Source organism: Nocardia sp. bgisy118 (assembly GCF_057708605.1).
On sequence record NZ_JBYISM010000027.1, the window covers coordinates 120860 to 131859 of the forward strand.

General features: G+C 68.1%; 11 protein-coding genes. 6 read left to right on the forward strand and 5 right to left on the reverse strand.

All coding sequences use genetic code 11. The features are described 5' to 3' along the window. Positions 1-218 precede the first annotated feature (218 nt). Together AC3EO7_RS28495 and AC3EO7_RS28500 are read left to right on the forward strand one after the other, a co-directional pair. Positions 219-3059: an FAD-binding and (Fe-S)-binding domain-containing protein gene (locus AC3EO7_RS28495; RefSeq protein ID WP_435592903.1), complete on the forward strand. Its 2841-nt coding sequence runs from the start codon at positions 219-221 to the stop codon at positions 3057-3059. A 335-nt stretch (positions 3060-3394) separates the two neighbouring features. Continuing rightward, on the forward strand, positions 3395-4324 hold the full coding sequence (locus AC3EO7_RS28500) for a DNA-3-methyladenine glycosylase family protein (RefSeq protein ID WP_435592906.1): 930 nt from the start codon (positions 3395-3397) through the stop codon (positions 4322-4324). 1 nt (position 4325) lies between these two features. Here AC3EO7_RS28500 and AC3EO7_RS28505 read toward each other — a convergent pair whose 3' ends face one another. Continuing rightward, positions 4326-4532, reverse strand: coding sequence for a hypothetical protein (locus tag AC3EO7_RS28505; RefSeq protein WP_431971395.1), 207 nt, complete (start codon positions 4530-4532; stop codon positions 4326-4328). After that, positions 4532-4822: a hypothetical protein gene (locus tag AC3EO7_RS28510; protein ID WP_431971394.1), complete on the reverse strand. Its 291-nt coding sequence runs from the start codon at positions 4820-4822 to the stop codon at positions 4532-4534. The genes AC3EO7_RS28505 and AC3EO7_RS28510 overlap by 1 nt, the downstream gene beginning before the upstream one ends. 462 nt (positions 4823-5284) lie before the next feature. Between AC3EO7_RS28510 and AC3EO7_RS28515 the strand changes: the two genes are divergently transcribed. The 4 genes from AC3EO7_RS28515 to AC3EO7_RS28530 all read left to right on the forward strand — a co-directional run bounded on the left by AC3EO7_RS28515 (position 5285) and on the right by AC3EO7_RS28530 (position 6918). Continuing rightward, a complete protein-coding gene (locus AC3EO7_RS28515; protein ID WP_431971393.1) occupies positions 5285-6130 on the forward strand; it encodes a helix-turn-helix domain-containing protein in 846 nt (281 codons plus the stop codon). Beyond that, positions 6127-6330: a DUF397 domain-containing protein gene (locus AC3EO7_RS28520; RefSeq protein WP_431971392.1), complete on the forward strand. Its 204-nt coding sequence runs from the start codon at positions 6127-6129 to the stop codon at positions 6328-6330. Before AC3EO7_RS28515 ends, AC3EO7_RS28520 begins: the two co-directional genes overlap by 4 nt. A gap of 2 nt (positions 6331-6332) precedes the next feature. Continuing rightward, positions 6333-6566 carry a DUF397 domain-containing protein gene (locus tag AC3EO7_RS28525; protein ID WP_435592907.1) on the forward strand — a complete coding sequence of 78 codons (234 nt, stop codon included), beginning with the start codon at positions 6333-6335 and terminating at the stop codon, positions 6564-6566. Between the two features lie 154 nt (positions 6567-6720). Further along, positions 6721-6918: a hypothetical protein gene (locus AC3EO7_RS28530; protein ID WP_431971391.1), complete on the forward strand. Its 198-nt coding sequence runs from the start codon at positions 6721-6723 to the stop codon at positions 6916-6918. 81 nt (positions 6919-6999) lie between these two features. On the opposite strand, the gene AC3EO7_RS28535 is transcribed toward AC3EO7_RS28530, so the two are convergent. The 3 genes from AC3EO7_RS28535 to AC3EO7_RS28545 are packed head-to-tail and all read right to left on the reverse strand — an operon-like array spanning position 7000 to position 10547. Next, positions 7000-7746, reverse strand: a complete 747-nt coding sequence (locus tag AC3EO7_RS28535) for a succinate dehydrogenase/fumarate reductase iron-sulfur subunit (protein WP_431971390.1) — start codon at positions 7744-7746, stop codon at positions 7000-7002. Positions 7747-7748: 2 nt separating this feature from the next. Then, complete coding sequence (locus tag AC3EO7_RS28540; protein ID WP_431971389.1) at positions 7749-9689, reverse strand: fumarate reductase/succinate dehydrogenase flavoprotein subunit; 1941 nt, start codon at positions 9687-9689, stop codon at positions 7749-7751. A gap of 27 nt (positions 9690-9716) precedes the next feature. After that, entirely contained in the window at positions 9717-10547 is an 831-nt protein-coding gene (locus tag AC3EO7_RS28545) for a hypothetical protein (protein WP_431971388.1), read from the reverse strand. Positions 10548-11000 lie beyond the last annotated feature (453 nt).

Below are 11000 nucleotides of genomic sequence, written 5' to 3' on the forward strand. Positions count from 1 at the left end.
TTCGGCGAACGAACCGCCACCGGCCGGGCGGCTTCCCGAGGCGCGCGCGGTCGGCCGAGCTCGCCCCGCACCACAGCGGGAGTTGTCGGGCGAGTCCGTTTCGACCCGCGAACGGCCGGAGCGAGGGCGGGAGGTCCGCACAGGAGGCGCTGCCGGGCGAAGTCCTGCCCCTGGCCTGCGCGTGGCCGGAGCGAAGGCGCAGGTACGCCTAGGCTGACATGGTGACCGAGGAGCGGATGGCGACAACGCTGCGCGGGCGAATCGACGGCGAGGTGGACGCGTCCCCGCGGCGGCGCGCGGAATACGCCACCGACGCGTCGAACTATCGCGTGCTGCCCACCGCGGTGGTGTTCCCCCGATCGGACTCCGATGTCGCGGAAACCCTCGGCTTCGCTCGCGAACACGGCCTGCCGGTCACCGCGCGCGGCGCGGGAACGTCGGTGGCGGGCAACGCGATCGGACCCGGCCTCGTGCTCGACTTCAGCAGGCATCTGAATCGGATCGTGCGCATCGACCCGGACCGGCGAACCGCCAGGGTGCAGCCGGGCGTCGTGCTGTCCGCATTGCAGAGCGCGGCCCGCCCGCACGGGCTGCGGCTCGGCCCCGATCCCTCGACGCAGAACCGCTGCACCCTCGGCGGCATGATCGGCAACAACGCCTGCGGGCCGCGCGCCGTCGCGTGGGGCCGCACCTCCGACACCGTGCGCGAGCTGCGCATCCTGGACGGAACCGGAACCGAGCGCGTCCTCGCGAACGACCCGGCCGCGGTGCCGGGGCTGGCCGAATTCACCAGGTCCAACCTCGCGGTATTGCGCACCGATCTGGGTCGTTTCGACCGGCAAGCCTCCGGCTTCGGCCTGGAACATCTGCTGCCGGAACGCGGTTCGGCCGTCGCCAAGTCGTTCGTCGGCAGCGAGGGCACCTGCGGGCTGCTGTTGGACGCGGAGGTCCAGCTGGTCGAACTGCCGCACGCCACCGTGCTCACGGTGCTCGGCTACCCGGACATCGCCACGGCCGCGGACGACGTCGCCGCGGTCATGGCGTGCGCGCCGATCGCGGTCGAGGGCATCGACTCCCGCCTCGTCGACGTGGTGCGGGCGCATCGCGGCGCCGTGCCCGAACTCCCGCGCGGCGGCGGCTGGCTGTTCGTGGAGACCACGGGCGCGAGCGCGGCGGAGGCGCTCGCGATGGCCGAGCGGCTGTGCCGGACGACGCACGCGCTGGACACCCGCATCGTCACCGACGCCGCGGCGGTCGCGGCGCTCTGGCGGATCCGCGCCGACGGCGCCGGTCTGGCCGGACGCACCGCCGACGGCCGACCGGCATGGCCCGGCTGGGAGGACTCCGCCGTCCCGCCCGAACACCTCGGCGCTTACCTGCGCGATTTCGCCGAGCTCACCGCGCAGCACGGTGTGGACGGCCTGCTCTACGGCCACCTCGGCGACGGCTGCATCCACGTCCGCCTCGACCTGCCGATCACCGAAGCGCCGCAACGGTTCCGGGCGTTCCTGTTCGACGCCGCCGAACTCGTGGTGCGCTACGGCGGTTCGCTGTCCGGCGAGCACGGCGACGGGCGGGCCCGCTCCGAACTGCTCTCGGTGATGTACTCCCCCGAAGCGCTCGCGGCGTTCGGCGGATACAAGGCGCTGTTCGATCCCGATGCCGTGCTCAATCCCGGCGTGCTGGTCGAGCCGCGCCCGGTCGACGCCGACCTGCGCGTCGCGGGTCTGCCGCGGGTTCCCGCCGCGGGCGGCTTCGCCTTCCCGCAGGACGACGGCGACATCGGCACCGCGGTGCATCGCTGCGTCGGCGTCGGCAAGTGTCGCGCCGACAGCTCCGCCGCGGGCGGCTTCATGTGCCCCTCGTACCTGGCCACCGCCGACGAGAAGGACAGCACCCGCGGTCGCGCCCGCGTCCTGCAAGAAGTGGTGCGCGGTGCGCTGCCCTGGTCCGCGCCCGCCGTCGCGGAGTCGCTCGACCTGTGCCTCTCGTGCAAGGCCTGCCGCTCCGACTGCCCGGCGGGCGTCGACATGGCGACCTACAAGGCCGAGGCGCTGTACCGCCGCTATCGCCGCCGACCGCGCCCGCGCGACCACTACGCGCTCGGCTGGTTGCCCCGCTGGCTCCGCCCCGCGAGCCGAATACCCCGCGCCGCCAACGCGATCGCCGGTGTCGGCTGGTTGCGCCGGACGGGCCTGCGCGCGGCGGGCATCGACCCCCGCCGAGACATACCTCGGCTGGCCGACCGTCCCTTCCGCCGCACCGAAAGGGCGCGGGCGCTGCGAGCTCCGTCGTCTTCCGAATTACGAACGGCCGCACCGGGCGAAGCCCAGGTCGCAGGACCACCGTCTCATGAGCGCGCCGATGTACTGCTCTGGCTCGACACCTTCACCGACGCCTTCGATCCCGAGATCGCGGAGGCGGCCGTCACCCTGATCGAATCGCTCGGTCATCGCGTGCGCATCCCCCGGCGACGGCTGTGCTGCGGCCTGACCTGGATCAGCACCGGACAACTGGACGGTGCGCGCGCCAAACTCCGCGCCACCCTCGCCGAATTGGACGAGCACGTCCGCGCGGGCGGCATCGTCGTCGGTCTCGAGCCTTCGTGCACCGCGGTCCTGCGCGCCGACCTTCCCGAACTGCTCGCCGACGATCCCCGCGCGGCGCCCACCGCCGCGGCGGTCCGCACGCTCGCCGAGTTCCTGATCGGACACCCGGACTGGCATCCACCCCGGCGGCCCGACGCCGAGGTGGTGGTCCAGCCGCACTGCCATCAGCATGCGGTGCTCGGTTTCGACGCGGATCGCCGGGTGTTGACCCGCACCGGCGCGAAAGTGACGGAGGTCGCCGGATGCTGCGGCCTGGCCGGAAACTTCGGAATGCAGAAAGGCCATTACGACATTTCGGTCGCGGTGGCCGGTAATGGATTGCTTCCCGCGTTACGTGCCGCTGCCGAAGACGCGATATTCGTCGCCGACGGATTCTCCTGCCGCACCCAGAGCACTCAGCTGGCCGGACGACCCGGTCGACATCTGGCGCAATTCCTCGTGGGAGAGTGAGGATTCCGCACTCGCCGCAGAATGTTCGCGGCGAGTGCGCGAGCGTGCCTCAGCTACCGAAGGGCAGCATGCCAGGGGGTATCTGGTAACCGGAGCTACCCGCGAAGACACTGCCCCACGCATTGAGCAGCCAGTTGAGCGCGTTGGTGATCATTCAATCCTCCATTGTGTCGACTGCCAGCTGTTTGCCGATCGAACGAATATCGCGACGTCAATTCATCACGTTACGAAATACGGGCGCCGTATCCGCGCGCCCGAGCCAACCCTCCGCAAAACGACCGGCCGGGTGCGGTCGCCGCACGGGACTCCCGGACAATGGGTCCGTGCGCGAACAGATGGCGACGGCCGCGCGGTCCGGCCTGGCTCGAACGGTGCGGTCCGACCGGCCGATCGATCTCGCGCACACCATCGCGCCGCTGCGCCGCGGTGTGGGCGACCCCTGTCATCAGGTGACCGCCGATGGCGCGCACTGGCACGCCTCGCGGATGCCGAGCGGCCCGGTCACCTACCGGCTCGTCCAGGACGACCGGTGTTCGGTGCGCGGACAGGCGTGGGGGCCCGGCGCGGCCGAATTCCTCGACCGGCTCGAGCACATGCTCTGCCTCGACGAGGACCTGTCCGATTTCGCGCCCGAACACCCCAAGGTGGTCGAGGCGCACCGCCGCTTCCCCGGTCTGCGCATGCTGCGTACCGGCTTGGTTCTCGAATCACTGGTGCCCTCCGTGCTCGAGCAGAAGGTGCACACGATCTCGGCGCGCGCCTCCTGGCGAAAGCTGGTGCGTCAGTTCGGCGAACCCGCGCCGGGACCCGCTCCGGAGGGACTGCGCCTGCCACCGGACGCCGAAACCTGGCGGCGCATCCCGTCCTGGACCTTCCATCGCGCGAACGTCGGACCCCAGCGCGCGCAGACCATCGTGCGCGCGGCCCGGCTCGCGGAATCGCTGGAGCGCACCACCGACCAGGATCCGGCCGAGGCAGCGCGCCGGCTGTGTTCGGTGCCCGGCATCGGTATCTGGACGGCCGCCGAGACCGCCCAGCGGGCCTACGGCGACGCCGACGCCCTCTCGGTCGGCGACTACCACTTGGCCGCCGTCGTCGGCTGGACCTTGCTCGGCCGCCCGATCGACGACGAGGCGATGGTCGAGTACCTCGAACCCCTTCGCCCGCATCGCTATCGGGCCGTCCGTCTGCTGGAGATCAGCGGCTTGGCGTACAAGCCGAAATTCGGCCCCCGCACCCCGCTCACCGATCACACCTGGCACTGACTCAGAGTTGCAGCGCCCGCTCGTCCAAGACGCATTTGCCGGATTCGACCAGCGTGGTCCGCGCCCGGCGGCGCACCAGACAGCTGTCTACCGTGCAGTCGATATGTAATTGCATTGCCGCGTGGGCCTGTTCGTCGGTCATCACGCCGGGGTCGCGTCCGCAGACCAGCAGTCCGGCGACGTGCATGTTCAGATTCGTCAATTGCATCAGGCGACCCCCACCCGCTCGCGGGTCGCGCCGAATAGTCGGGTGCGCCGCGGCGCGGGCCGTTCGTCCCATGGCGCTTGGTGCACCGCCATGCCGACCGCCTCGAGCGCGGTGAGCCCCACCTCGTCGGCGAGCTCGCCGACGGTGTCAAGCAGGGTTGGCACAACTTCGGCAACTCGCAGCGCCGCAACAGCTTGCGCGCAGGTGAGGGTGCGCCCTGGCAGGTACGAGACCACCCAGCTCTCCTGTCCTACGCTGCGCGCTCGATGTGGGGTCAGATCGCTGGTCATCAACGACGACCCTATGACGTGTACGGCCATGACTCCTCGTTCCTCGGTCCGTTTCCCGGTGCGGCGCTCGATCCGAGCACACTTCCAGCACACCACCGGAGCCGCCGCGACACGGCAGTGTTCGGGGATCTCAAAAGATTTCGCGCGAATTCCCAGCACGAAATCCAACCGGGAGGGCAGGATTCTCCATAGTGGACGAGGAAGTCCGCTACCGACGTTGGACAACGCCACAGCAGAGCCACACGAAGCCCCATTGCCCTTATTGCCCAAGCGAAGTCACGGGGAACCGAGCTTGTGGGTGCGCCCCGGATCGCCTCGGGTGAGGAGTCCGAGCACAGAGCGGAGCGTACTGTGTCAGCGAGTTCGGCAAGAACAGCAGCGAATTCGGAGAGCGCGACCTCCGAGACCCACCGCACTCCCGCGGCCTCCGACAACGGCTCGTCTACCCTACCGCGCCGCCAATTGGGCAGATACCTCAGGGACTGGCGTAGCCAGGCCGGGCTCACCATCGCCGAGGCCGCCCGCCTGATGGAGTGGGGCGCGAGCACTTTGCAGCGGCTGGAAAAGGGCCAGGCCGACCGCATCCGCACCATCGACATCCAGGAGCTATGTCGTATCTACGGCATCCCCGACGAGCTCTGTGACGGGCTCAAGGGCCTGGCGCAGCAGGCCGCGGTGAAGAGCTGGTGGCACGCGTTCGGCGATCTGATCCCCGAAAACTTCGACGTCTACGTCGGTTTGGAGGCTTCGGCGCGCGAGCTGCGCTCCTATCAACCCGAGCTCGTGCTCGGCCTGTTGCAGATCCCCGACTACGCGCGGGCACTGAACCGGCTCTGCTATCCCGAAGACACCGAAGACGAAATCGAGCGGCGCGTGCAATTACGCATACAACGCCAAGCTCTCGTCACGAGGAAGGCCTCGCCCGCTACGGTGGAGGTGGTGTTGCACGAGTCGGTGCTGCACCGCGCGGTGGGTGGCGCCAAAGTGATGGCGGCGCAGCTACGTCATCTTGCCGATTTCAGCACCAGACCCAATGTCTCCCTGCGTATCCTGCCGTTCGCGGCCGGCGTCCCGCTCGGCGATTCCACGGGTCCGTTCACCGTTCTAGGGTTCGGCACCGACAGCAAGGGACATCAGGTCGAGCCTCCGGTGGTGTACGTAGAAGGCTTCACCGGGGACCTCTACCTCGAAAGACCGGCCGATGTTCAGCGTTACCACCTGGCACACGAGTGCCTCCAGCGCTCTGCGCTGGACATCCAACCCAGTAGACATCTGCTTAGGCAGTTAGCGAAGGAGTGTGCGGCATGAGCACCGAACTCGTCGGCGCGACCTGGATCAAGAGCACCCGTTCGGGCAGCAGGGACTGCGTGGAAGTGGCCTTCCTGCCCGGTGGGCAGGTCGGCGTCCGCGACAGCAAGAACCCCGAGGGTCCGGCTTTGATCTTCACGCCAAGCGAGTGGGACGCCTTCTCGGCGGGCGTCGCCGACGGCGAATTCGCCCGCCCGTGACCATGTCCGAGGACGCGGTGCACGGCAAGCTCGGCGCCACAGTGGATTCGACCGGCGCCGAGTGGCACAGCGCGGGTGGCGCGGGATCCGGGGGCGTGGAAGTGGCGCTGCTCGCGGCGGGCCACGTAGCCCTGCGCAGCGCCGAGGACCCGAACGGTCACGTGCTGGTGTTCACCCCGGGGGAATGGGCCGCCTTCACCGCGGGGGTACACGACGGCGAGTTCGATCTACCTTGACGTTCGACGGCCCGGTCCGACGGTGCGAAAGCCCGCGGGCCGGGTCGTGGCGTATCCGGATCCGTGATCATCTTTGGCGAAAAGATCACGATACGAAGCAGATTCGACAACGGTTACACGTTTACCTCGGCCGAGAGCGGGTAGCCCACAGCTTGTGGACCGTGGGTTGAAGAACTCCCCACCCCGGTACAAGAAGCTGCGTCCGGGCGATTGGGTGGAATGGCTGATCGTCGGACTGCTCTTCGCGGTGTCATCGGTGGGCATATTCGTACTGACCAGCTCACTGCTGTCGGCGCTGTTCGTCGGTGTGCTGGTGTGGTTGGTCGCCATAGGTGTCGTCGCGATGCTGTGAACGGGTGCGCCGACCGGCCGGGCCAAGAACCCGGCCGGTTGTCATCGGCGCTTCGCCTCCGAGAACGCTTCGGCTCGCGATTCAGCGCCGAAAAAGCTTGTTCCCCAACCAGACCAGCGGATCGTACTTACGGTCGACCACCCGTTCCTTGAGCGGGATCAACGCGTTGTCGGTGATCTTGATGTGCTCCGGGCACACCTCGGTGCAGCACTTGGTGATGTTGCACAGGCCGAGACCTTGGTCCTGCTGGGCCAATTCGCGGCGATCGGCGACGTCCAGCGGATGCATCTCCAGCTCGGCGATCCGCATCAGGAAGCGCGGTCCGGCGAACGACTGCTTGTTCTCCTCGTGGTCGCGCACCACGTGACAGGTGTTCTGGCACAGGAAGCACTCGATGCACTTGCGGAACTCCTGCGAGCGTTCCACGTCCACCTGGTTCATCCGGTAATCACCGGGCTTCAGATCCGGCGCCGGGGTGAACGACGGGATCTCCCTCGCCTTCTCGTAGTTGAACGACACATCCGTCACCAGGTCGCGGATCACCGGGAAGGTGCGCATCGGCGTCACGGTGATCAGCTCGTCGGGTTCGAAGGTCGACATGCGGGTCATACACAGCAGACGCGGACGGCCGTTGACCTCCGCGGAGCACGAACCGCACTTGCCCGCCTTGCAGTTCCACCGCACCGCTAGGTCGGGCGCCTGGGTGGCCTGTAGCCGGTGGATGATGTCGAGGACCACCTCGCCCTCTTTCACCTCGACGGTGAAGTCCTCCAGCGCGCCGCCATCCTGATCACCGCGCCACACGCGGAATTTGGCGTCGTAACCCATTGCTACGCCTCACCTTCTGTGGCCGAGGCCGAACTGGCCGGGTGCCCGGCGAGCTCGGCGGAGTTGTAATACTTTTCGAGTTCGGTGAGGTCGAACAGCGCCAGCAGGTCGGCGCGCATCGGCTTCTGGTCCTCCGGGGTCACCCGCACCCGCGGTACGTCCTCCGCCGCGTCGGCCGGATCGATCGCGCAGACCAGCAGCTTGTTGCGCCAGACCGGATCCATCGTGGGGAAGTCGTCGCGGGTGTGCCCGCCGCGGCTCTCGGTGCGCAGCAGCGCGGCCTGCGCCACGCACTCGCTCACCAGCAGCATGTTGCGCAGATCGATGGCGAGGTGCCAGCCGGGATTGAACTGCCGATGCCCCTCCACGGTGACCTGCGCGAAGCGTTCCCGCAGCCCGTCCAGGTGCTCGATGGCCTGCTCCAGCTCGTGCTCTTTGCGGATGATGCCGACCAGATCGTTCATCGCCTGCTGCAGATCGGTGTGCAGCGTGTAGGGATTCTCGCCGGAGCCTTCGGCGGGCGGATCGAACGGTGCCAGAGCGGCTTTCGCCGCCGCCGCGATGTCGGCATCGGCTACCTCGGGCTGCTCGGTCAGCAGTTCCACGTAGGTCGCGGCGCCCAGTCCTGCGCGGCGTCCGAAGACCAGTAGGTCCGACAGCGAGTTGCCGCCGAGGCGGTTCGAGCCGTGCATGCCGCCGGAGCATTCGCCCGCCGCGAACAGCCCCGGCACCGTCGCGGCGCCGGTGTCCGGGTCGACCTCGATGCCGCCCATCACGTAGTGGCAGGTCGGGCCGACCTCCATCGGCTCCCTGGTGATGTCGACGTCGGCCAGCTCCTTGAACTGGTGGTACATCGAGGGCAGGCGGCGCCGGATCTCTTCGGCGGGCAGTCGCGAGGCGATGTCGAGGTAGACGCCGCCGTGCTCGGTGCCGCGCCCGGCCTTGACCTCGGAGTTGATGGCGCGCGCGACCTCGTCGCGGGGGAGCAGGTCAGGGGTGCGGCGAGCGGAGTCGTTGTCCTTCAGCCACTGATCGGCCTCGGCCTCGGTCTCGGCGTACTGGCCCTTGAACACCGAAGGGATGTAGTCGAACATGAACCGCTTGTCGTCGGTGTTCTTCAGCACGCCGCCGTCGCCGCGCACGCCCTCGGTGACCAGAATGCCCTTCACGCTGGGCGGCCAGACCATGCCGGTCGGGTGGAATTGCAGGAATTCCATGTTGATCAGCGTCGCGCCTGCCCGTAGCGCCAGCGCGTGCCCGTCGCCGGTGTACTCCCACGAGTTCGAGGTCACCTTGTACGACTTGCCGATGCCGCCGGTCGCGAGCACCACCGCTGGAGATTCGAAGAGGACGAACTTGCCCGATTCGCGCCAGTAGCCGAACGCGCCCGAGATCCGCTCGCCGTCCTTGAGCAGCTCGGTGATGGTGCACTCGGCGAACACCTTGATGCGCGACTCGTAGTCGCCGGTCTCCGCGTGATCCTCCTGTTGCAGCGAGACGATCTTCTGCTGCATGGTGCGGATGATCTCGAGTCCGGTGCGGTCGCCGACGTGCGCGAGCCGCGGGTAGGTGTGGCCGCCGAAGTTGCGCTGACTGATCCGGCCGTCGGCGGTCCGGTCGAACAGCGCCCCGTAGGTTTCCAGCTCCCAGACCCGGTCCGGGGCCTCCTGGGCGTGTAGTTCGGCCATGCGCCAGTTGTTGAGGAACTTGCCTCCGCGCATGGTGTCCCTGAAATGGGTTTGCCAGCTGTCCTTTTCGTTGGCGTTGCCCATCGAGGCGGCGCAGCCGCCCTCGGCCATCACGGTGTGCGCCTTACCGAACAGAGACTTGCACACCACCGCGACGGAGAGCCCGTGTTCGCGGGCCTCGATCACCGCGCGCAGTCCGGCGCCACCGGCACCGATAACGACGACGTCGTACTTGTGCCGTTCCACTTCTGGCATTGCCGCGAGTACTCCTGAGTCGAGCGGTCAGTTGATGAACCGCAGGTCCGAAATGGTGTTGCTGGCCACCAACATCACGTAGAAGTCGGTCAGCACGAGGGTGCCGAGCGTGGTCCACGCCAGCCCCATGTGACGGGTGTTGAGTTTGGACACCTGGGTCCAGAACCAGTACCGCACCGGGTGGGCCGAGAAGTGCTTCAACCTGCCGCCCGCGATGTGCCTGCAGGAGTGGCACGACAGCGTGTAGGCCCACAGCAGGATCACGTTGCCGAGCAGGACGATATTGCCGAGGCCGAAGCCGAACCCGCCGTCCTTGCCGTGGAAGGCGATGATCGCGTCGTAGCTGTTGATCAACGAAACCACCACGGCCACATAGAAGAAGTAGCGGTGCACGTTCTGGACGATCAGCGGCAGCCTGGTCTCGCCGGTGTACTTGCCGTGCGGTTCGGCCACGGCGCAGGCCGGCGGGGAGAACCACACCGCGCGGTAGTAGGCCTTGCGGTAGTAGTAGCAGGTCAAACGGAAGCCGAGTAGGAACGGGAGCACTACGAAGCCGAGCGGAATCCACATCGGCAGTTCGCCGAAGGGCTCGCCGAAGTGGCTGGAACCCGGGACGCACGACGCGCTCAGGCACGGCGAGTAGAACGGCGTCAGATAGTGGTAGTCCGGCACCCAATATGCCGTTCGCACAAACGATCTGACGGTCGCGTAGATGACGAAAGCGGCCAGCCCGAGCACGGTGAACAGCGGCGGCACCCACCAGCGGTCGGTGCGGAGCGTGCGCTCGGAGATTCGGGCCCTGGTCTTGCTGAAAACGCCGGTCCCTTGCTGGGGGGTGGCGGTCGGTGCGGCACTCACAGGTGGATGCCTCGCTGATCTGCTCTGCGGACGGAATCGATACCGACCGCGATCCAATGTGATGCTGAGCACCATACGACACGTCAGCTATGGCTCGAGCGTGGTCCCGGCAATACCGACCGGCCCTGCCGCCTATGATTTGCGCCACACATGGGGCGTGGGTGCGGCTACGGCCGGATGGTCGGAGGGCGCGAGAATTTCGGACGCCGCCCTGGTCGGCGTGCTGCGGGCGGCGGCAAAACCGCTGGGTGGCCCCGGCTTCGCGTCGACGATCACTGATCCGATCGTGGTCCACGGGAGGCGCCCTCTGGGTGCCTTCGGGTCGGAGCGACGGGCGTCGTCGTGCGCGGCGGCACGGCGCCGTCTCGAATCGGCTTCCGCGACAACGACGGTGGGCGGATCGCGCGACTCCGGGGTGAACGCAGCGGGGGGGGGGAGGGGGGGGGAGGGGGG